19 protein-coding genes are annotated in these 20,351 nt (G+C 61.7%); 15 read left to right on the top strand and 4 right to left on the bottom strand.

All coding sequences use genetic code 11. From position 1 onward, the window contains the following. Nucleotides 1-41: 41 nt before the first annotated feature. The gene (locus NCR98_RS32685) at nt 42-1,658 is read right to left on the bottom strand and encodes an FAD-dependent monooxygenase (RefSeq protein ID WP_250528528.1); all 1,617 of its coding nucleotides are present in this window, start codon (nt 1,656-1,658) and stop codon (nt 42-44) included. A 219-nt stretch (nt 1,659-1,877) separates the two neighbouring features. On the opposite strand from NCR98_RS32685, the gene NCR98_RS32680 reads away from it, so the two are divergent. The 12 genes from NCR98_RS32680 to NCR98_RS32625 all read left to right on the top strand — a co-directional run bounded on the left by NCR98_RS32680 (nt 1,878) and on the right by NCR98_RS32625 (nt 13,924). Further along, nucleotides 1,878-3,206, top strand: a complete 1,329-nt coding sequence (locus tag NCR98_RS32680; protein ID WP_250528527.1) for a glycosyltransferase family protein — start codon at nt 1,878-1,880, stop codon at nt 3,204-3,206. A 196-nt stretch (nt 3,207-3,402) separates the two neighbouring features. Further along, on the top strand, nt 3,403-5,238 hold the full coding sequence (atzF, locus tag NCR98_RS32675; protein ID WP_250528526.1) for an allophanate hydrolase: 1,836 nt from the start codon (nt 3,403-3,405) through the stop codon (nt 5,236-5,238). Next, complete coding sequence (locus NCR98_RS32670) at nt 5,235-6,332, top strand: BMP family ABC transporter substrate-binding protein (protein ID WP_250528525.1); 1,098 nt, start codon at nt 5,235-5,237, stop codon at nt 6,330-6,332. The genes atzF and NCR98_RS32670 overlap by 4 nt, the downstream gene beginning before the upstream one ends. A gap of 26 nt (nt 6,333-6,358) precedes the next feature. Then, nucleotides 6,359-7,492: an ABC transporter permease gene (locus NCR98_RS32665; protein WP_244828204.1), complete on the top strand. Its 1,134-nt coding sequence runs from the start codon at nt 6,359-6,361 to the stop codon at nt 7,490-7,492. Further along, nucleotides 7,485-8,411, top strand: coding sequence for an ABC transporter permease (locus NCR98_RS32660; protein ID WP_250466969.1), 927 nt, complete (start codon nt 7,485-7,487; stop codon nt 8,409-8,411). The genes NCR98_RS32665 and NCR98_RS32660 overlap by 8 nt, the downstream gene beginning before the upstream one ends. 23 nt (nt 8,412-8,434) lie before the next feature. After that, the gene (biuH, locus tag NCR98_RS32655; RefSeq protein WP_250528524.1) at nt 8,435-9,127 is read left to right on the top strand and encodes a biuret amidohydrolase; all 693 of its coding nucleotides are present in this window, start codon (nt 8,435-8,437) and stop codon (nt 9,125-9,127) included. A gap of 4 nt (nt 9,128-9,131) precedes the next feature. Next, nucleotides 9,132-10,718: an ABC transporter ATP-binding protein gene (locus NCR98_RS32650; protein WP_250528523.1), complete on the top strand. Its 1,587-nt coding sequence runs from the start codon at nt 9,132-9,134 to the stop codon at nt 10,716-10,718. A 19-nt stretch (nt 10,719-10,737) separates the two neighbouring features. After that, the gene (locus tag NCR98_RS32645) at nt 10,738-11,736 is read left to right on the top strand and encodes a formamidase (protein ID WP_250528522.1); all 999 of its coding nucleotides are present in this window, start codon (nt 10,738-10,740) and stop codon (nt 11,734-11,736) included. Between the two features lie 4 nt (nt 11,737-11,740). Then, the gene (locus NCR98_RS32640) at nt 11,741-12,406 is read left to right on the top strand and encodes a cysteine hydrolase family protein (protein WP_250466976.1); all 666 of its coding nucleotides are present in this window, start codon (nt 11,741-11,743) and stop codon (nt 12,404-12,406) included. After that, nucleotides 12,403-12,807 carry an oxalurate catabolism protein HpxZ gene (gene hpxZ / locus NCR98_RS32635; protein WP_244828195.1) on the top strand — a complete coding sequence of 135 codons (405 nt, stop codon included), beginning with the start codon at nt 12,403-12,405 and terminating at the stop codon, nt 12,805-12,807. Before NCR98_RS32640 ends, hpxZ begins: the two co-directional genes overlap by 4 nt. Before the next feature lie 139 nt (nt 12,808-12,946). Beyond that, nucleotides 12,947-13,603: a GntR family transcriptional regulator gene (locus tag NCR98_RS32630; protein ID WP_250493385.1), complete on the top strand. Its 657-nt coding sequence runs from the start codon at nt 12,947-12,949 to the stop codon at nt 13,601-13,603. Between the two features lie 141 nt (nt 13,604-13,744). Then, complete coding sequence (locus tag NCR98_RS32625; protein WP_250528521.1) at nt 13,745-13,924, top strand: hypothetical protein; 180 nt, start codon at nt 13,745-13,747, stop codon at nt 13,922-13,924. On the opposite strand, the gene NCR98_RS32620 is transcribed toward NCR98_RS32625, so the two are convergent. Next, on the bottom strand, nt 13,925-14,311 hold the full coding sequence (locus NCR98_RS32620; RefSeq protein ID WP_250528520.1) for an HPF/RaiA family ribosome-associated protein: 387 nt from the start codon (nt 14,309-14,311) through the stop codon (nt 13,925-13,927). It abuts the gene before it with no gap. 103 nt (nt 14,312-14,414) lie between these two features. Then, complete coding sequence (locus NCR98_RS32615; RefSeq protein WP_244828187.1) at nt 14,415-15,296, bottom strand: LysR family transcriptional regulator; 882 nt, start codon at nt 15,294-15,296, stop codon at nt 14,415-14,417. Between the two features lie 130 nt (nt 15,297-15,426). On the opposite strand from NCR98_RS32615, the gene NCR98_RS32610 reads away from it, so the two are divergent. Continuing rightward, nucleotides 15,427-16,197 (top strand): TerC family protein, encoded by a 771-nt coding sequence (locus tag NCR98_RS32610; RefSeq protein WP_250528519.1) that lies wholly within the window; start codon nt 15,427-15,429, stop codon nt 16,195-16,197. 28 nt (nt 16,198-16,225) lie between these two features. Here NCR98_RS32610 and NCR98_RS32605 read toward each other — a convergent pair whose 3' ends face one another. Beyond that, entirely contained in the window at nt 16,226-17,839 is a 1,614-nt protein-coding gene (locus tag NCR98_RS32605; RefSeq protein WP_250528518.1) for a Na+/H+ antiporter, read from the bottom strand. 131 nt (nt 17,840-17,970) lie between these two features. Here NCR98_RS32605 and NCR98_RS32600 point away from each other — a divergent pair, with 131 nt between their 5' ends. After that, complete coding sequence (locus NCR98_RS32600; protein ID WP_244828184.1) at nt 17,971-18,174, top strand: hypothetical protein; 204 nt, start codon at nt 17,971-17,973, stop codon at nt 18,172-18,174. 123 nt (nt 18,175-18,297) lie between these two features. Then, nucleotides 18,298-20,136, top strand: a complete 1,839-nt coding sequence (locus NCR98_RS32595) for a glycoside hydrolase family 15 protein (protein ID WP_250528517.1) — start codon at nt 18,298-18,300, stop codon at nt 20,134-20,136. Nucleotides 20,137-20,351 lie beyond the last annotated feature (215 nt).

The following is a 20,351-nucleotide window of genomic DNA, read 5'->3' as shown; positions in this document are numbered from 1 at the left end:
GAAGCTGTCCTCGGCACTGTAAAACGTTTGCGGAGGCGAATTCACGCGCGCTGCGGGCTTCCGAGCGTTGTGGTGAGCCATGATTCAAGCGTCGTCGCGCTAGCGCCTCTGAAACCGATGTGACCATCCGGACGCAGGGCCCAGATCATGCCGCTGCGCGCGCCGAAAAAAGCCGCGAATTCACCCGCCGCATCTGCGAGAACGGCGTACGTCTCGCTGCATTCAGGCGATTTTCCCGCCGTAATCAGCACCGCATTGCCTGCGTCACCCAGCATATCGCGCCACGCTTGAAACGCTGCGTCGAACGATTCGCGTGAGTCGCCGTTCATGTCGCGATCCAGATACCCGACGAGCGTATGCCGCCCGCGACCGATATGGTCGCGCAGTCGCACGGCATGCCCGACGAACGCTTCAGCGAGCCCGCCGCATTCCGGTACGCGATCCCCAGGCGCGGGAAAGCCGGGCGCAATCTGCGCGCTGATCTCGTCGTTTGCATCCGCCACGATTGCACTGCCGCGATATCCGACGAGCAACTGTGTTTCGCGCATCGCGGGCCGCACTTCGCCATGCACGAGCACGGTGTTCAAGGCGCGGCTCGTTGCTTCGACCACATCCAGTCCGACCGGCCGACGTTCGGCTTCGTAGCTCGACAACAGTGTTTCGTTCGCGATACCGCGCGCCACGAGCGCGAGTTTCCACGCGAGATTGTGCGCATCCTGCAAGCCTGTATTCATGCCCTGGCCACCGACGGGCGGATGAATGTGCGCGGCATCGCCCGCAAGGAACACGCGTCCGCTCGTGTACTTTTGCGCAATGCGATGACTCACGCGGTACACGGACGACCACCGCATCGACGAAAGTCTCGTTCCCGGCGGAAGTAACGGCAGCATGATGCGTTCTACGTCGGCAAACGCGGGCGCGGTTTCATTGACGAGGCGCGCGGCATCGTCGTCGCCGAGGATCATGGAGAGGCGATAACGGCGGGCCGAACCGCGCACCGGCAGCGCGGCAATCGTCGTCGCACCACGAACGCCTTCCACTGCGGACAGGTTGAAACGCAGCATCGGTCCGCGCTGAACGTGCCAGTCGACATCGAGATCGGCGAGCATGAACGTCTGCGGATACTGCCCGCCTTCGAACGGTACGTTCAGATGATGCCGCACGGTGCTCCGTGCGCCGTCGCAACCGACCAGCCACCGGCAGCGGATTTCACGCATGGTGCCGTCGGCGTCTTGCATGCGAGCGAGGACGCTGTCGCCGGTATCGTCGAAATCGATGAGGGTTGTCCCGTAGTGCACGTGCCCGCCCATACGCGCGAATGCCGCTTCCAGAATGCGCTCGGTTTCATATTGCGCGAGTGAGAGTGCGCCATAAGGCAGACCCTCGCGCGGCACTTCGACGCTGAAAGCTAGCGTGCCGTCCTTATAAGTATCGGCGCCAGTGAGCCAGACACCCGCATCGATGGCTTCACGCGCGATGCCCAGATCGTCGAAGACTTCGAGCGTGCGCGCGGTCACGCCCAGCGCCTTTACGAAGAACGCGCGGTTGGCGCGCGCGTCGATCACTCGCGCGTCGATGCCGTCGCGGCGCAGTTCGGTTGCAAAGAGGAGACCGACAGGTCCCGCGCCGGCGATAAGAACGTCGATGGTATCGGGCATGGAGAGCGTTCTCCTGAGCGTTTAGCCGAGGTCGTTCTGCGAGGATAACCGTGCATGCGTCGCCGCGGCTAGTGATTTATGGCGCATGAAAGGAGGGCATGTATTCGCACGCGTCCTACACTTTATTTGAAGCACGCGGCTCGCTCAATAATTTGCAATTTCGACCCGACGGTTGGCTATGCTCATGCCTTCATTTTCATTTACGCTGGTTTAGCAATCATGGTCACGCTGGTCAGTTGTTTCTTCAATCGTAACGCTCACGAATCGCTCGTCAATCACGCGAAATATTGCCGTCGCGCGGGTGCTCGTCACCGCTTCGAGCCGGTCGCGGCGGGAGCTGCATCGCTTGAACTGAGGATCGTTTATAAATATCAGTTGCTGTGCGATCTCATGGTCCGCGCAGCCGATAACGAGCTCTTGATCTTCGCTACCGAGAACGCGCTCTTCTTGCGCTTCGACGATTTCGAATCGATGATGGCCGGACGCGATGCCCTCGTGACGACAGGCCATTTCGGCATCAACAGCGAGATAGTGGTGCTGAGAAATACCGAAGGCAATCGCGTCATTGCAAGGAGCATGGCCGCGAAGGTTCGGGCGTATTACGACTATGGCCAGTTCGTCACGGAAGATCAGTTGCTCGAAGCGCTGCCCGTACAGAGCGAAGCCGATAGCGTCAACGAAAGATTCCCGATCGTCTCGGCGTGTTCGACTCAGTTTCCCGAGTTGAACGCTTCCCCGATCGTGGCGTTGTCGCTTGTCTTCACCCCGCGCCTTTATAGCAAGTACGGGCCGCGTTGGGGAACGACGCTCGCTCGGCATGTGAACGCGTGTCACGCTAGCGCACAGCGGTTCTTCGAAATAGCGCCGCCCGAAGGCGTGTCGTCTGAAGCGCTATCGATCTATCAGCCAGGCCAGCGTATCGCCGTGGTCATGCTCTACACACCGAACATAGCGAATTACGCATGTTTTGGCGAAGCGAGCCTGCGTGATTACTGCGAACAGCACGGCTACACCTTGTACATGCATCGCGAGGTGCCGGCCGACTTTGCTCGCGAAGCGTGTGGCAACTGGGCCAAGCCATTTCTGCTCAGCAAGTACTTGCCGCATCACGACTGGGTCTTCTGGATCGATGCCGATATTCTCGCGACCAATCGCACCGTCAAGCTCGAAGACTTCATGGACGGACGCGAGCGCGTGCTGAGCGCGGATATCGCCGGCTGGCCTTTCAACTCCGGCGTCATGGGCTTTCGCAATACCGACGTCAACGCGCGCGTGCTGCAGGGCACGCTCGACCGTATCCGCGGACTGGACGATCTAAGCTGGACCTTTTCCAATCATGGCGATCAGGCGCACTTCATGTTCGAACTGGAAGCGAACGGCGTCTTGCCAGTGCGGGAATCGACCGAACTGGTCAGTTTCCGTGAACTGAATACGCCTTGGTATTACGCAGACCAGAACACGTTCCTCTGCCATTTTCATGGCATCGGCAGCGAGTTGCGGATGCTGTTCATGTCCATGAAGGGCGTGCCCGAAGGCGGGTTCGACTGAAGTCTTTCGCGCACTTCAAGCGGGAGCCGCGCACCAACTTGAACGCTGCGCGAACCATGTTGGGACGTGATCAGTCCTCTTGCATGAGACACCACACCACGCACGAAGCCTCATGGATAAAGGCTTTTGAGCGTCATGGCGTTGACTGGCACAGATGCTGCACAGTGACGTTCAACTTGTATTCAAGATTGAACTCATGTCCTACGACCTGCTTTCAGGCGTGTACGCGCTTATCGAATCGTATAGGCAAGGCAGCACTGATCCGATCGCCATGATCGAAGAAGTGCTGCGCAGGCTCGATGCAAGCAATCGGCCCGAAGCCTGGCTGCTGCGCGTGCCTCATGCCGACCTTCGTGCGCGTGCCGCGAGCCTTGCGCATGAACTCGCCGAAGAGGGCGGCGCGATCTTCGCGCGCAAGCCGCTTCTCGGCGTGCCCTTCGCGGTGAAGGACAACATCGACGTGGCAGGCTTGACCACCACCGCCGCGTGCCCCGCATTTGCCTATACGCCGCAAGAGACGGCGTTCGCCGTGCAGCGTTTGCTCGATGCGGGCGCGGTGCTTATCGGCAAGACCAATCTCGATCAGTTTGCAACGGGCCTCGTCGGTACGCGCTCGCCTTTCGGCGCGGTACGTCAGGTCGATCACGACGCATACATCTCGGGCGGATCGAGCTCGGGTTCGGCGGTAGCGGTCGCGGCGCGCATCGTCGCGTTCTCGCTTGGAACCGATACAGCGGGCTCCGGCCGTGTGCCAGCAGGCTTTAACGGTCTCGTCGGTCTCAAGCCGACGCTGGGTCTCGTCAGCAAGCGCGGCGTGGTGCCCGCATGCAAGAGCCTCGATACGATCTCGATCTTCGCGCATGACGTAGCCGACGCCTGGCACGTCCTCTCGACGATGGCCGCGTTCGACGCAGCCGATGGCTATTCGCGCCGCATTCCTTCCTTGCCGGTTCTGCCGCTTGCGCCGCAAGCCTTGCGCGTCGCCATTCCCGACACGCTGGAATTCTTCGGCGATACCGTTGCCGCCGATGCCTTCGCCGCGACACTAGAAAAGCTCGCGCTCAAGCCGTCGACGTTCGCCTTTGCGCCAATGCAGCAAGTCGCTGCGCTGCTTTACGACGGTCCGTGGGTCGCAGAACGGCGCGCCGCGTTAGGCGACTTCTTCAAGACGAATCACGACGATATCGACCCGGTGGTCGCAAAGGTGATCGGCAAGGCCAGCAACTTCAGCGCCGCCGATAGCTTCAACGGCCAGTATGAACTTGCACGCTTGAAGCGCCACGCCGAAGCGCTCTTCGAAAGCGTGGACGTGTTGATCGTGCCGACCACGCCGACGCATCCGACCATCGATGAAGTGCGCGCGAACCCTATCGAAGTGAATAGCCGTCTCGGGCTTTACACGAACTTCGTCAACCTGCTCGATCTGTGCGCGCTCGCGGTGCCGGGCGTTCCGCGCGCCGATGGCTTGCCGGCCGGCATCACGCTGATCGCGCCCGCTGGCGCAGATCAGCGGCTCGCCATGCTCGGTGCGCAGTTCGAAGGCATGCAGAAGCAAGATGCCATTGCAGCCAAGCCATTGCCGTTCAACGAGCCGACCGTGCAGCTTGCGGTGGTTGGCGCGCATCTACGCGGCATGCCGCTCGAATGGCAGATGCGCAAGGCCGGCGCGCGCTTCGTCGAAGCGACGACGACCTCGGCGAACTATCAGCTCTTCGCGCTTGCGAACACGCAGCCGCCGAAGCCGGGCCTCGTGCGCGTGAATTCTGCGGGGCAAGCCGGGCAGGCCATTGCCATCGAAATTTGGGACATGCCCGTGCGCACCTTCGGCGCGTTCGTCGAAGCGATTCCGGCGCCGCTTGGCATTGGCAGCATCGAGACGGCGGATGGCCGCATCGTGAAAGGCTTCATTTGCGAACCGCTTGCCGTCACTGCCGAAAGCGGCGCGCGCGACATCACGCGTTTTTGCGGCTGGCTCGCCTGGCTCGACAGTCAAACCTCCAACGACCCAACCACACAGGAATTGAGACCATGACCAACCGCCGTGAGTTCATCAAGGGCGCGGGCGCGCTCGCGCTCGGCAGTGCATTGCCGTTCGATCTGGCGTTCGGCGCGAGCAATCTCACGGTCGGCGTGATCTACGTCGGCGCGCGCGGCGACTACGGCTATAACCAGGCGCAGGCGCAAGCCGCCGCAGTCATCAAGAAGCTACCCAACGTGAAAGTGGTCGAGGAAGAGAACGTGCCCGAGACCGTGGCCGTGCAAAAGACCATGGAAGCGATGATCGAGCAGGACGGCGCCACGCTCATCTTCGCGACCTCGTTCGGTTATTTCGATCCGCACGTCCTGAAGATGGCCGCGAAGTATCCGAAGGTGCGCTTCGCGCATTGCGGCGGATTGTGGAAGCAAGGCAACCCTTCGAATATCGCGAGCTACTTCGGTTATATCGACGAATGTCAGTATCTGAACGGCGTCGTCGCGGGTCATATGAGCAAGAGCAAGAAGCTCGGCTTCGTCGCGGCCAAGCCCATTCCGCAGGTGCTGCGCAACATCAACGCGTTCACGCTGGGCGCGCAATCGGTCGATCCGGCCATCACGACGAACGTGATCTTCACCGGCGACTGGTCGATGCCCGTCAAGGAAGCAGAAGCGACCAACAGTCTCATCGATCAAGGCTGCGATGTGCTTACGTGTCACGTCGATGGTCCCAAGGTCGTCATTGAAACAGCGGAGAAGCGCGGTGCGATGAGTTGCGGTTATCACGCGAGCCAGGCCGCGCTCGCGCCGAAGGGTTATCTCACGGGCGCGGAATGGGACTGGGCGACGCCCTACAAGGACCTCGTCACGGATGCGCAAAGCGGCAAGCCGCAGCCCAACATTCTGCGCGGCGGCCTCAAGGAAGGCTTCGTGAAGATGTCGCCATACGGCGCGAAGGTCACGGCCGATGCGAAGACCAACGCAGACGCCATCAAGACGAAGATGGTCGCGGGCGACTACGCCATCTTCAAGGGGCCGATGAAGGACAACAAGGGCGGCACGGCAATCGCGGCGGGCACGAGTCATCCGCAGACGGACATCGCGCTCGAGAGCATGAACTATCTCGTGGCGGGTGTGGTGGGGCAAATCTAATTATCTGCAATCGATAGGAGCCGCGGATGTCCACTGTGATCGGTTCGAATTCAGGCGCGCTCGGTCCACGGCTCCTGCTCGGCGTCTTGCCCGCGCTGCCCACGTTGTGCGCGCTCGTCGGCACGCTGGTGCTGTTCTCGCTCTTTCTGCTGGTGCAGGGACAGCCTGCGCTGGATGCGCTCGGGCTCATCGTGCAAGGCGCATTCGGTTCGTCGTTTGCGTGGCAGAGCACGTTGCTGCGCGCGGCGCCGCTCATGCTGACCGCGTTGTGTGTCGCGTTGCCGGCTCAAGTCGGTTTGATCGTGATTGGTGGCGAAGGCGCGCTGGCGCTCGGCGGTCTCGGCGCGGCCATCGTGCCGTCCATCGTTCCTGCATCGTTGCCGTGGTTCGTCGCCACGCCGCTAATGGCGGTCGCCGGAATGCTCGCGGGCGCGCTTTGGATCGGTGCCATCGGCGCGATGCGGCAATGGCGCGGCGTCAACGAGACCATCAGCAGCCTTTTGATGTCGTATATCGCCATCGCGCTCTTCAAGCATCTCGTCGAAGGCCCGTTGCGCGATCCGGCAAGCCTCAACAAGCCCTCCACGCCTCCCGTTCCCGATGCCTTGATGATCGGCTCGCTGCCCGGCCTCGACGTCCACTGGGGCTTGCTATGGGGCGCGCTGGCATGTGTGGCCGCGTGGGTCTTCGTGCGCCAGAGCACCAAGGGCTTCGCGATGCGTGTGGCAGGCGGCAATCATCACGCGGCGCGTCTGGTCGGCTTGCCGGTGACGAGGCTCGCGCTCACGGCTTGCATGCTCGGCGGCGCGGCGGCGGGACTCGCGGGCATGTTCGAAGTCGCGGCCGTGCAGGGCAGCGCGAATGCGTCGCTGCTCGCGGGTTATGGCTATGCGGGCATTCTCGTGGCCTTCGCCGCGCGTCAGAATCCGCTCGCGATCATCCTGTGCGCGGTGCTCGTCGGCGGGATTGAAGCAAGCGGCAGTTTGCTGCAACGGCGCCTCGGCCTGCCCGATGCCACCACGCTCGTTCTACAAGGTCTGTTGTTCGCCAACCTGCTCGCGTGGGAAGCGCTCGGCGGCAGGATTACCGCGTGGCGCGTGAAGTTGCAGGCAGCGGCGCTCGCGCGTTCCACGGTTCGACTGGAGGGGACTCATGCCTGATGCTCAATCGCCCGCTGTCGTGCTGTTGCTCTCGCTGTTCGCGGGCGCCATTCGCGTGAGCACGCCTTATCTTTTCGTGAGTATCGGCGAATGCCTGACCGAGAAGGGCGGGCGCGTCAATCTCGGGCTCGAAGGCATTCTCGTCTCCGGCGCGATGACGGGCTACGCGGCGGCTTATCTGTCGGGCTCACCGTGGATCGGCGTGCTTGCGGCAGCGGCCACGGGCTTCGTGCTCGGTTGCCTGCATGGTCTCGTCTGCTCGTTGCCGCGCGTGTCGGACATCGCGTTCGGCATTGCGTTGATGCTTGCGGGCACCGGCCTCGCGTTCTATCTCGGCAAGCCCTTCATCGAACCGCAAGCGCCGATGCTGCCTTCCATCGATCTCGGCGGCTGGAGCGCATCCGCGCAATTGCATAACGCGTTGCATATCAATCCGCTCTTCGTGATCGGTGTGTTGCTCGCGTTCGCGTTGCAATGGGGCTTGCGTCATACGCGCTGGGGCATGGCCCTGCGGCTCGTCGGCGAGAACGCGGAAAGTGCGCGCGCCATGGGCTATCCGATCACGCGTGTGCGTATCGTTGCCACGGCCGTGGGCGGCTTGCTGGCGGGCGTGGGCGGCGCGTATCTGTCGCTCGTCTATCCCGGCAGCTGGAACGAAGGCCTGTCGAGCGGCCAGGGTCTCATGGCCGTCGCGCTCGTGATCTTCGCGCGCTGGCAGCCGCTGCGCTGCCTGTGGGCCGCGCTCATCTTCGGCGCGGCAGGCGCGCTCGGTCCCGCGTTGCAGGCCATAGGCGTGACGAGCGGCTATTACCTCTACAACGCAGCGCCCTATGTCCTCACGCTCGCGATTATGGTCATCAACTGCCGTCCCGACCGTACCCTTGCCGGCGCGCCCGGCGAACTGAGCCTCACACGCTGATGTCATCTTCCGGAGAAACGCTCATGACCCGCTTCATCGAGGCTCGTCCCTATCCGTGGCCCTACGACGGCAACCTGCGCGCCGATAACACCGCGCTCATCATCATCGACATGCAGACGGACTTCTGCGGCATCGGCGGCTATGTCGACAAGATGGGCTACGACCTTTCACTCACGCGCGCGCCTATCGAGCCGATTAGGAACGTGCTCGAGCTCATGCGCGAACAGGGCTTCACGATCATTCATACGCGAGAGGGGCATCGGCCGGATCTGTCGGATCTGCCTGGCAACAAGCGCTGGCGCAGCCGGCAAGTAGGCACGGGTGGCGTGGGTATCGGCGACGACGGTCCTTGCGGCAAGATCCTCGTGCGCGGCGAACCGGGCTGGGAGATCATCGAAGAACTCGCGCCAGTGGCGGGCGAAATCGTCATCGACAAGCCGGGCAAGGGCTCGTTCTGCGCCACCGATCTCGAACTCATCCTGCGCACGCGCGGCATCGTGAATCTCGTGCTCACGGGCATCACCACCGACGTGTGCGTGCATACGACGATGCGCGAGGCCAACGACCGCGGCTTCGAATGCACGCTGCTCGCCGATTGCTGCGGCGCCACCGACAAGAGCAATCACGACGCCGCGCTCAACATGGTGCTCATGCAGGGCGGCGTGTTCGGCACGGTATCGGACTCGGCGTCGATGCTCGCCACGCTCGGACGCTAACGCCATGACGCCCGCTCGCCAAGCTCTGGGAGTCGAAGTGGTCGGCGCGACCAAGCGTTTCGGCGCGTTTACCGCGCTCGACGATGTCACGCTAAAAGTGCGACCCGGCACCGTACATGCGCTGCTCGGCGAGAACGGCGCGGGCAAGAGCACGCTCGTGAAGGGACTCGTGGGATACGGCGTGCTCGATCAAGGCGAGATCGTCGCGGATAGCCGTCAAGTGAAGATCGCTTCGCCGCGCGATGCGCAGGCGCTTGGCATCGGCATGGTGTATCAGCATTTCACGCTGGCAGCGGGGCTTTCCGTTGAAGAGAATCTACTGCTCGCGCGGGGCCGGTTGTCGTGGAAGATCGACTGGCCGAAGGAACGCGCCGCGCTCGATGCCTTCATGCGCGGCATGCCGTTTCGTCTTGCGCTCGATACGCCCGTCGCGAGTCTTGCCGCTGGTGAAAAGCAGAAGCTGGAGATACTCAAGCAACTCTATTTGCAGCAACGCTTCCTGATTCTCGACGAACCCACTTCGGTGCTCACGCCGCAAGAAGCCGACGAAGTGCTGGGGTTGATGCGCGATCTTGCTTCGAGCGGCGCGTTGACGGTCCTCATGATCACGCACAAGTTCCGAGAGGTGATGTCTTATGCCGATGACGTCACCGTGCTGCGCAAAGGCAAACTCGTCGGAACGAGCCGAGTGGCGGACACGAATCGCGACAGCCTTGCCGCGATGATGATGGGCGGCGACGCGCCTCATGCCGCAACGGATGTCGAGCGTCCACCGCGCAAGCCGCTCGCTGTCGATGCACCCGTGCGTCTCGCGTTGTCCGGCCTATGCGTCGTGGATGATCGCGGACATATGGCCGTGCGTGAAGTGTCGCTTGCGGTGAAGTCGGGCGAGATACTCGGCATTGCAGGCGTGTCGGGCAATGGACAGAAGGAACTGATCGAAGCGCTCGTCGGCCAGCGCCGTGTGCATGCAGGCGAGATGCGCATGCATGGCGAACCCTACACGGCGACACGCGACGAGATGACCCGTCTGCGGGTTTTTGCGTTACCCGAAGAGCCGCTGCGCAATGCATGCGTGGCGGGCATGAGTATCGCGGAGAATCTTGCGCTGCGCGATTTCGATCGCGCGCCGATGAAGCAAGGCGGCTGGCGTCTGGACCGCCGTGCTATGCGTGAACGCGCGGAACGCTTGATTGCCGACTTCAACGTGCGCCCGCCCGTGCCTGCGCGCGCCATCGGCACGTTGTCGGGCGGCAATGTGCAACGCGCGGTGCTGGCGCGTGAACTGGGGCAAGCGGTGGATGTGCTGATCGTCGCGAATCCTGTGTTCGGGCTGGACTTCGCATCGGTCGCGGATATCCATGCGCGCATTCTCGCCGCACGCGACACGGGCGCCGCCGTGCTGCTCGTGAGCGAAGACCTCGATGAACTGCTGGAACTCGCGGATCGCATCGCGGTGATCGCCGAAGGGCGGCTCGTGCATGAAAGCGCCGCGAGTACCGCGGATCGCGTCACGCTGGGGCGGCACATGGCCGGTCACGGTGACAGCATGGATAGCGGTGCGGCCGAACCCGTCACCGCGCATGCGTGAACAACAAGGAGCGTAACGAATGAGTTCGAGCGGACTGGGCGGTCTCAACAAATCGCCGCAAGGAATGGTGATAGGTCTCGTGCAATTGCAGAATCCCGACGTTGCGACGCCCGCGGATCTTGCGGCGCAGACGCGGCGTATCGTCGAGATGGTTGGCAAGGCGCGGCGCAACAATCCGGCGATGGACCTCGTCGTGTTCCCCGAATACGCGCTGCACGGCCTCTCGATGCGTATCGACGACGACATCATGTGCGATCTCGATGGTCCCGAAGTGCGGGCTTTCGAGGACGCGTGCATCGAACATCGAATTTGGGGCTGCTTTTCGATCATGGAGCGCAATCGCGGAGGCAATCCTTATAACAGCGGTATCGTTATCGACGAACAAGGCGAGATCAAGCTCTATTACCGCAAGCTGCATCCGTGGGTTCCGGTCGAACCGTGGGAACCGGGCAATGTAGGCGTGCCGGTTTGCATCGGACCGAACGGTGCGAAACTTTCCCTGATCATCTGCCATGACGGCATGTTTCCAGAGATGGCGCGCGAGGCCGCGTATAAGGGCGCTGAAATCATTCTGCGCACGGCGGGCTACACCGCGCCCATTCGCCACGCATGGCGCATCACGAATCAATCGAACGCATTTCAGAACCTCGCGCAAACGGCAAGCGTTTGTCTCTGCGGTACGGATGGTTCGTTCGATTCCATGGGCGAAGGCATGTTCTGCGACTTCGACGGCACCATCATGGTCGAGGGCAGTCATCGGCCGGATGAGATCATCACTTGCGAAATGCGCCCGGACCTCGTTCGCGAAGCGCGCGTGCATTGGGGCGTGGAAAACAACATCTACCAGTTCGGGCATCGCGGTTATGTCGCCGTGAAAGGCGGTGCGCGCGATTGTCCCTACACGTTCATGCAGGACATGGTGCGCGGCGAATATCATCTGCCGTGGGAAGACGAAGTGAAGATAACGGACGGTCAATCGTGCGGTTTTCCCGCACCCGCACGCCATTACAAGGGCTGACCACATGCCGACCTTGAACGGCGCAAAGCCGTCCCCTTACACGTTCGATGCGAACACGACCGCGCTCGTCGTCATCGACATGCAACGCGATTTCATCGAGCCGGGCGGCTTCGGGGAAGCGTTGGGCAACGACGTGTCGCTGCTGTCGTCCATCGTGCCGACGGTGCAGCGTCTTCTCGAACATGCGCGCGAACAAGGCTGGTCTGTGGTGCATACGCGCGAATCGCATGCCGCCGATCTGTCGGATTGCCCGCCCGCGAAGCGCTTGCGCGGAGCGCCGCAGGCACGTATCGGCGATGAAGGACCGATGGGACGCATCCTCGTGCGCGGCGAGCCGGGCAACGCGATCATCGATGCACTCGCGCCCGTCGAAGGCGAGCTCGTCATCGACAAGCCGGGCAAGGGCGCCTTCTACGCGACGCGCCTCGCCGAAGAACTCGCAGAGCGTTCGGTCACGCATCTCGTGTTCGCGGGCGTGACGACCGAAGTCTGCGTACAGACCAGCATGCGCGAGGCCAATGACCGCGGCTATGAATGTCTTCTTATCGAAGACGCGACCGCGAGCTACATTCCCGCGTTCAAGGACGCGACCATCGACATGATTCGTTCGCAAGGCGGCATCGTGGGCTGGACCGCGACGCTCGCCGACTTAACGGAGAACCGAGCATGACGCTTGCGGTGAATCGCGCCGAGGTGGTTGCGGAAGTAAGCGCCGCGTTCGTCGCATACGAACGTGCGCTCGTCGATAACGATGTCGAGACCATGAACATGCTCTTCTGGAATGCGCCCGAGACGGTGCGTTACGGTATAGCCGAAGTTCAGCACGGCGGCGAAGCGATTCGCGCGTGGCGTGAAGCGGCCGCGCCGGTGCCGCCATCGCGACGGCTGCATGGCACGGTGGTGACGGCTTTCGGGGACGATCTCGCGACCGTGAGCACCGAATTCACGAGCGACGTCACGCCCTTGCTCGGTCGCCAGATGCAAACGTGGGCGCGGCTGGGCGACGCATCGTCCGCGTTCAACGGATGGATCATCGTGGCGGCGCATGTCAGCCTCATCGACGCGCCGTAAAAGGGCGATAATCGTTGCATCATGATGGAGACACGGCATCGGCTCGCTTAAAACTCGCGGAACCGCAGCGCTCGCATTCGAGGCACCGGACGCGACGCTCACGCGGACTGTCCAGAGCGCCAACCCGCTAGCGGAACAGGTGTACCAGCTTCTCAAGCAGGACATCTTCAATTTCCGGCTATTCCCGGGCGATCGCTTTTCGGAGACCGACATCGCGCAACATTACGGCGTGTCGCGCACACCCATGCGCGACGCGCTGTTCCGCCTGCTGCGCGAAGGTTATCTCGAAGTTGGTTTCCGGCGCGGCTGGAAAGTGTCGGACATCAACTTCGACCAGCTAGACCAGTTGTATGACTTGCGTATCGTTCTCGAAGTCGCCTCGCTCGACAAGCTCGGTAATACGCCGCCGCCTTATCCTCATATCGATGCACTGAAGGAAGTGTGGTGCGTCTCGCCCGAAGCGCGCGAAAGCGATCCCGTCGCCATGTTCAACATGGACGAGAATTTTCATCGCGGCATTGTAAGCGCGACGGGCAACGCGGAAATCCTGCGCGTGCACGACGAAGTGACGGAGCGGATCAGGATCATGCGGCGGCTGGACTTTCTGAAGGCACACCGCACCAGCGCGACTTACGAAGAACACTCGACCATGCTGAATTACATCGATCGCGGCAGACATGGCGAAGCCGCTATGCTGCTGCGCGCGCACATCACGCAGAGCAAGCTCGAAGTGCGCAAGATCACTGTGTCGATGCTATCCGAGGCGCGTGACCGAAAGCTGCCCTTCGTGAACTGAAGTACCTCAAGAAGCCATTCGATCTCACAGGAACGGCCAATGACGGAGGTCGTGCTGAAGACGGCCGCCCAAGCGCCTACTGGTAACGCGGGCCTGGCGTTTGCTGCATTTTCGTGCCGACCTTTTTCAAAGGAGCTCGACATGACATCCGTTCCCCGCGCAACTGCCGACGACATGGACGAACCGCAGGGTAAGCCCGCGAGCCCCAGCACCACACAGACGGACGTCGACACAGCAGAGAAGCAAAAGCACGAGGACAGCGAGAACGCACTGCCCTCGTCACAGGACAAAAATCCTGTGCCGCCCGACTCGACGCGCTGATCATGCGCCAGCAGGCGTGAGTGCTTGATCCGCTGTTTCGTCCGGCGCAAGCTTGTAGGCAACACTTTGCGCACGCACTCGCCGCGCGAGTTTCGCACTCTGGCGCTTACGCACCAGCGTGCGCGCTGCGCGTGCCAAGGCAAGATCGATTGCGCCTCGCCAGTCACGCGCTATCGATGTTGCCACCACGGTATTGCTCCGGTCTATCTGCACTTCCACCTGACAGCGCTTGTCGACGCCGCCACGCGGGCCGTTGATATCGGAGAGACTGACGGTGGCCTTCGAAATCAGCCATGCAAGCCGGCGAAACACGAACTCACTGCGCGTCTTGGCGAGCTCGTGCATGGCGATAGCTTCAGGTTCACGCGATTTGAAAAGGACCTTCATGTATGCCTCCTCGTTGGATATGAACCAGCGTAAGGTTCGGCAAGCGTATGAAAAAGCAGGGTAAGCAGAACTCGAACTTCGGAAAAACCGAAGTTGCATTAGTCTAGGAAGCTGCCCGAGCCAGCACTTCCTGAGTCAAAGGATGATGCCTTCCACGTCGCGACACGATCGCGTAAATCTCTTCTTTCACTTCCTCGGAACGGCCTAGCCAGCGAAGACCGCGTAACAACGGCGTCTCGCCCGCACCGAATTCGGCCAGCGGAAACACGCCGAGCCCACGCGCACCGAACACGGCCATCAAGGCGCTATCCTCGAATTCGCCGACAATGCGCGGCACGATACGCTCCGTCTCCAGCCATCTGTCCAGACGCGCGCGCAACGACGAGTGTCCGGTTGGCAAAAGCATGGGCAATGCGGCGAGGCTGTCGGGAAATTGATCGACCGCGCTCTTGCGCACGACAGACGCCGGCCCATACCAGTCAACGGGCGAGGCGATCAACCGCTCGCTCGTCAAACGCAGATTGTGATTGTGCGGTGCAGGCTGGCTTGCAAGCACGAGATCCAGCCGATGCAGCGCAAGCTCGCCGAGCAGTTCGTCGGTCTCGCCTTCGTGACACAAGAGACGCAGCGCCGGATTGCCGAGTACGGGTTCGAGCAGCGCATGCGCCGCCAGCTTGGATATGCCATCCGACAAACCCACGGCAAGCCGCGCAAGCTTTCCGCTTGCGGCCTCGCGCACTTCGTCCGCAATATGCTGACCAATCTGAAAAATTTCCTCGGCGCGAGCGTAGGCCGCATGGCCGGCTTCGGTCATCGTCACGCCGCGTCCCGATGGCTTCAGCAACTGATGACCGAGCGATTTCTCGAGTTCGCGCACTTGTGCGCTGATGGTCTGCACGGCCATGTCGAGCCGTTCCGCCGCGCGTGCAAAACCGCCTTCCTTGACCACGACCCAGAAGTAATGCAGATGTCGATAGTTGAGCATGCGATTGATGCCTCCATCCATGGATTCGAGAAAACCGAAGTATGGATTCGATTATCACTGATTTTTCCGATCACGTAATTTCGCCATCATCAGGGCTCGGTCACCTATCGACAACAATATCCCACTGCTTATGGAATACCTTCTCGCGCTCGCTACCGACCCCGCCGTCTGGGCTGCACTCGTCACGCTCATCGTGATGGAAGTGGTGCTCGGCATCGACAATCTGGTCTTCATTTCGATACTCAGCAACAAGCTGCCCGAAGCGCAACGCGCACGCACGCAGCGTCTCGGCATCATGCTTGCGCTCGTCATGCGGCTCGTCTTGCTCGGCACGGTGGCGTGGATTGCGCAACTGACTCAACCGGTGTTCACCGTGTTCGAGCACGCGTTTTCATGGCGCGATCTGATCTTGCTCGCGGGCGGTCTCTTCCTGGTATGGAAGGCCACCACCGAGATGCGTCATCACGTGAACAAGGACGCGCATGCGCCGGGCGCGGTATCGGGCGTAGCCAGCCTGACGGCATGGGCGGCCATCGGTCAGATTCTGTTGCTCGATCTCGTGTTCTCAGTCGACAGCATCATCACGGCGGTCGGCATGACGGAGCATCTGCCGATCATGTTTATCGCAGTGATTTCCGCGGTCGCCACCATGCTGTTCGCCGCACAACCGCTGTCACGCTTCATCGAGCGCAATCCGACCGTGGTCACGCTGGCCTTGAGCTTCCTGCTCGTGATTGCGATGACGTTGATCGCCGAAGGCTTCGGCACGCACGTACCGAAGGGTTATATCTATGCGGCGATGGGTTTTGCGGGCTTCGTCGAAGGCTTGAATCTGCTGTCGAGGCGCGGCAAGAAGAAGCCGCGCGAAGACGCGGCGCGGCTCGATGGCGTGTCGGGCTAAGCGACACGATACGAGGCTTCGCGGCGGTTTATCCTCTTGCGAGCAACGCCGAGACTTCCTGCAGATCGAACTCGCGTTCGAGCGAATGCAGCAGCGAATCGTGGATCAGGCCGCCGCGATGCATCTTGAGTAGCTCGGCGCGACCGGCCGCAAGGCCCGCGAGCACGACATCGTAATGAGCACGGCGGGCATCGACCGGAAAATCATCCAGCGACTGGAAGCGTTGCGAGAGGCTCGCCCGATACGAGTATTGCTCGAAGAGACGCGGATGGATCACGTTGCCCTGCGCATCGTGGACGAGCGGGCGGATCGCTTCGAGTTGCGCCGCTTCCAGGCGCGACCACGCTTGCGGCTCGCTCAGATGACGCTTCGAGCGCTCGGGGCCGCCTTGAATGGCGAGGAGGGCGATCAACGGGCCGATAGTCGTGCCCTGCAGCAGCACCGTGACCAGAATGACGGCAAAGCCCGCGAAGAGAATGAGGTCGCGTCCGGGCATCGAATCGGGCAAGGACAACGAGACAGCCAGCGTTACCACCCCGCGCATGCCTGCCCAGCCGATGACCGTGGCCGCGCGCCAGTTCGGAACGATCGCGTTCGGCTCACCGTCCTCGTTGCGGTCCTTTCGCCCGGTGGCGTGCCATATCGCGCTTTTGACAGCTTCCACGGCATAGACCCACACGAAACGCGACAGGACCACGACGGCGATCACCGCGCCCGTCGCTGGCGCGAGCAATTCGAAGGCGTTGCCTGCGCCGCCCAGACGCGTCACGATACCGCGCAGCGACAGTCCGATCAGCACGAACACGAGCGATTCCAGCACGAACACGACCACTTGCCAGAACGCCGTGCCGCGCATGCGCTGCGCCGCCGAGAAGACGTCATGCTGATGCCAGCCGACCACCATCCCGCACGTGACGGTCGCGATCACGCTCGAAACGCCCAGCTCTTCCGCCGCGATGTAGCTGACCCACGCGGTGAGCATCGATGTCGTGATGACGAGGTAATCGTCCTCGAGCGCGCGCAACAGCCGCACCGCGATGAACCCCGCCACCACGCCCACGATCACGCCGCCGACCGCGAGCACGGCAAAGCTGCCGAGCGCACGCGGCGCGCTGAACATGCCGCTCAATGCGGCGGCCACGGCAAAGCGAAACAGCACAAGACCCGCGGCGTCGTTGAGCAGACTTTCGCCTTCGAGCAGCACCATGAGCCGTCGAGGCAACGCGACGCGTTCCAGCACGGCCTTCGCGGCGACGGCATCTGGCGGGGATACCACGGCACCGAGCGCGAAGCACGCGGCCCAGGGCAGGGCGGGCACGACCAGATGCACGGCATAACCGACCGCGAAGGTCGTAAAGGCGACCGCGCCTATGGCGAGCAGCATGATGCCGCTGAGATTACGCTTGAAGTCGTCCCATACGAAGAAATACGCGCCATACATCAAGAGCGGCGGCAGAAACACGACGAGCACGAGTTCCGGGTCGAGCTCGAAATGCGGCGTGCCGGGAATGAATGCCATGGCCGCGCCGCCCACCAACAGCGCGGCTGCGGGCGGCAGATTCAGGCGCCGCGCCAGCACTTCCAGCGCGATGATGGCGATGAGCGAGACAAGCACCAGATTGAATGCCGACACAGCATGCATGAGTAGATTCCTGGCGGATGGTGGCTATGTTGTGCCTTGCACGGACGGAAATCCGTTAATCGGCTATCTTCGAGTCTTGGCGACCGGGCGTTTTCGCGTGCCGGCAACATCGTATCCGATTGGGAGCCTGGATGAAGCGAAACACGTCTGGAGTGGCAGTGGTGGCGGTGCTCGTGGCCGTCGTCGTGGCGGCGACGGTTTATATCGCGAGCTTCGGCAAGTCGTCGCGGCATGCCGAACTGAATGCCGAGCCTGCGCAAGCTCTTGCCATCGAAGCGTCCGCGCCGGTAGCCAGCGGTGCGTCGGAGGCCGACGCGCGCACTGCGGCGCGTTAGATGTCGACCGACATACGACAGAAGGACGACAAAAACGGGAACGTGTCTTGCGTGTTCGGCGTGATCAGGCAGACCGACCGACTCGCATTACACACAGGCTGAAGTCAGGCCAAAGGCATTCTCATGGGCCATCCATCCCAAGAAGTTCCGCCTAAAAAGATTCCCATCGATGCACGCGGCATGATCGGCAACATGAAGACGGCCGCTCTCGTGTCGTTGCGCGGCGCCATCGACTTCATGTGCTTTCCGCGCATCGATTCGCCGACGCTCTTCGCCGAGCTTCTCGATGGCGAGCACGGCGGCGCATTCGCGATCACGCCAAGAGAGGAGCAGGCGAACGTCAAGCAGATGTATCTGCCCGAAACGAACGTGCTGCTCACGCGTTTCATGACGCACGATGGCGTATGCGAATTGCTCGATCTCATGCCGGTGCCATCGGGCGAGGCGAGACTCGATGCCGTGCCCAACTGCGTCATGCGTATCGTGCGGCTCATTCATGGAACCATGACGCTCGATGTGCGTTGCGCGCCGCGCTTCGATTACGCGCGCATTCGCCATGGCGCGCGCGCAGTGACGAAGGGCATCGAGTTCATTCCGGACGACAAGACCGCGTCCGTCCAGTTGCTGGCAAGTGTCCCGCTGGACATCCAGAATAACGACGCTTACGCCACGCTCGAATTGAAGGCTGGCGACTCCGCATGCTTCGCGCTCGGCGCAGGCGACGACTTGCAAAAGCTCGAATCGAACTTCGAGAGCATCCTTGCCGAGACCATCGATTATTGGAAGGAGTGGTCGTCGCGATCGACGTATCGCGGACGTTATCGCGAAGTCGTGTTGCGTTCGGCCCTCACGTTGAAGATGCTCAGCTCGGACGAGTTCGGCGCTATCGTTGCCGCACCGACCTTCGGCTTGCCGGAGTCGCAAGATGGATCGCGTCGCTGGGACTATCGTTTTACATGGATTCGCGATGCCGCGTTCTCGGTCTATGCGCTGCTCAGACTCGGCTACACGGGCGAAGCGGAACGCTTCATGAAATGGATTGGCGAGCGCAATCGCGATTGCAGTTCGGACGGCTCCTTGCGCGTGATGTATGCCGTCGATGGTGAAACCGCGCTCGAAGAAGCGGAGCTCAGGAACTTCGCCGAGGCCACGCAGGCGAAGGTCGTGGTCGGTAACGAGGCGCGCGAGCAGATGCAGCTCGATGTCTACGGTGCGTTGCTCGATTCGCTATATCTCTACAACAAGTACGGGGCGGCTATCTCGTATGAAGGCTGGAAGCATGTGACGCGTACCGTCGACTATGTGGTCGAGCACTGGCGCGAAGCCGATCACGGTATCTGGGAGTTTCGCAACGGCACGCGTCCGTTGCTGCATTCGCGGCTCATGTGCTGGGTCGCGGTGGATCGCGCGTTGCGGCTCGCGGAGAAGCGTTCGCTGCCTGCGCCGCTTGCAAAGTGGTTCAAGACGCGCGATGAGATTCATCGCGACATTCACGAGGAGTTCTGGAACGAGGAGTTGAAATCGTTCGTGCAGACGCCGGGTTCAGCGACGCTCGATGCCTCCACGTTGATGATGCCGCTCGTGCGTTTCATCGGTCCGAAAGATCAGCGCTGGGTCGGTACGCTCGATGCAATCGGCCGCGAATTACGTGTCGATCCGCTGATTTTTCGCTATACACGCGGCTCGACGCTCGATGGATTACCGGGCCTGGAAGGCGGCTTCAGCGCATGTTCGTTCTGGTATGCGGAAGCGTTGGCGCGCTCCGGCCGTGTGGATGAAGGCCGGCTCGTGTTCGAGAAGATGCTCGCATATGCAAACCATGTGGGGTTATTTTCTGAGGAAGTAGCGACCAATGGCGAGGCGCTGGGTAATTTTCCACAAGCGCTGACGCATCTGGCTTTGATCAGCGCGGCTTATCAGTTGGATCGGGATCTGGACCGGGTGCATGTGGCGTGGACTTGATGCTAGCCTGGCCGCGGCGCGACATCTGAGCGTGTGGCCAGCAACCAATGTCGAGACCAGATTCAAATGATTGCCGCAGCCCCTGAGCAGGACATCAGGATATCGCCCATACAACAAATGTTGCTGCTAAGTTCAAAGGTCGGGGTTGCCGCTAAGTAGAGATGTCGGGTTTTGAACGGATGTTTCTGTTCAGGTTGTGGGGTTGGGGCGGCGCA

Source organism: Caballeronia sp. GAWG2-1, assembly GCF_023631405.1.
Taxonomy (GTDB): Bacteria; Pseudomonadota; Gammaproteobacteria; order Burkholderiales; family Burkholderiaceae; genus Caballeronia.
Note: the sequence above shows the minus strand (reverse complement) of the source record. Positions and strands in the feature narration are given on the sequence as shown.

Coding starts and splice junctions, on each gene's coding strand:
- NCR98_RS32685 (WP_250528528.1), bottom strand. CDS start 1,658: ATGCCCGATACCATCGACGTTCTTATCGCCGGCGCGGGACCTGTCGGT.
- NCR98_RS32680 (WP_250528527.1), top strand. CDS start 1,878: ATGGTCACGCTGGTCAGTTGTTTCTTCAATCGTAACGCTCACGAATCG.
- atzF (WP_250528526.1), top strand. CDS start 3,403: ATGTCCTACGACCTGCTTTCAGGCGTGTACGCGCTTATCGAATCGTAT.
- NCR98_RS32670 (WP_250528525.1), top strand. CDS start 5,235: ATGACCAACCGCCGTGAGTTCATCAAGGGCGCGGGCGCGCTCGCGCTC.
- NCR98_RS32665 (WP_244828204.1), top strand. CDS start 6,359: ATGTCCACTGTGATCGGTTCGAATTCAGGCGCGCTCGGTCCACGGCTC.
- NCR98_RS32660 (WP_250466969.1), top strand. CDS start 7,485: ATGCCTGATGCTCAATCGCCCGCTGTCGTGCTGTTGCTCTCGCTGTTC.
- biuH (WP_250528524.1), top strand. CDS start 8,435: ATGACCCGCTTCATCGAGGCTCGTCCCTATCCGTGGCCCTACGACGGC.
- NCR98_RS32650 (WP_250528523.1), top strand. CDS start 9,132: ATGACGCCCGCTCGCCAAGCTCTGGGAGTCGAAGTGGTCGGCGCGACC.
- NCR98_RS32645 (WP_250528522.1), top strand. CDS start 10,738: ATGAGTTCGAGCGGACTGGGCGGTCTCAACAAATCGCCGCAAGGAATG.
- NCR98_RS32640 (WP_250466976.1), top strand. CDS start 11,741: ATGCCGACCTTGAACGGCGCAAAGCCGTCCCCTTACACGTTCGATGCG.
- hpxZ (WP_244828195.1), top strand. CDS start 12,403: ATGACGCTTGCGGTGAATCGCGCCGAGGTGGTTGCGGAAGTAAGCGCC.
- NCR98_RS32625 (WP_250528521.1), top strand. CDS start 13,745: ATGACATCCGTTCCCCGCGCAACTGCCGACGACATGGACGAACCGCAG.
- NCR98_RS32620 (WP_250528520.1), bottom strand. CDS start 14,311: ATGAAGGTCCTTTTCAAATCGCGTGAACCTGAAGCTATCGCCATGCAC.
- NCR98_RS32615 (WP_244828187.1), bottom strand. CDS start 15,296: ATGCTCAACTATCGACATCTGCATTACTTCTGGGTCGTGGTCAAGGAA.
- NCR98_RS32610 (WP_250528519.1), top strand. CDS start 15,427: ATGGAATACCTTCTCGCGCTCGCTACCGACCCCGCCGTCTGGGCTGCA.
- NCR98_RS32605 (WP_250528518.1), bottom strand. CDS start 17,839: ATGCATGCTGTGTCGGCATTCAATCTGGTGCTTGTCTCGCTCATCGCC.
- NCR98_RS32600 (WP_244828184.1), top strand. CDS start 17,971: ATGAAGCGAAACACGTCTGGAGTGGCAGTGGTGGCGGTGCTCGTGGCC.
- NCR98_RS32595 (WP_250528517.1), top strand. CDS start 18,298: ATGGGCCATCCATCCCAAGAAGTTCCGCCTAAAAAGATTCCCATCGAT.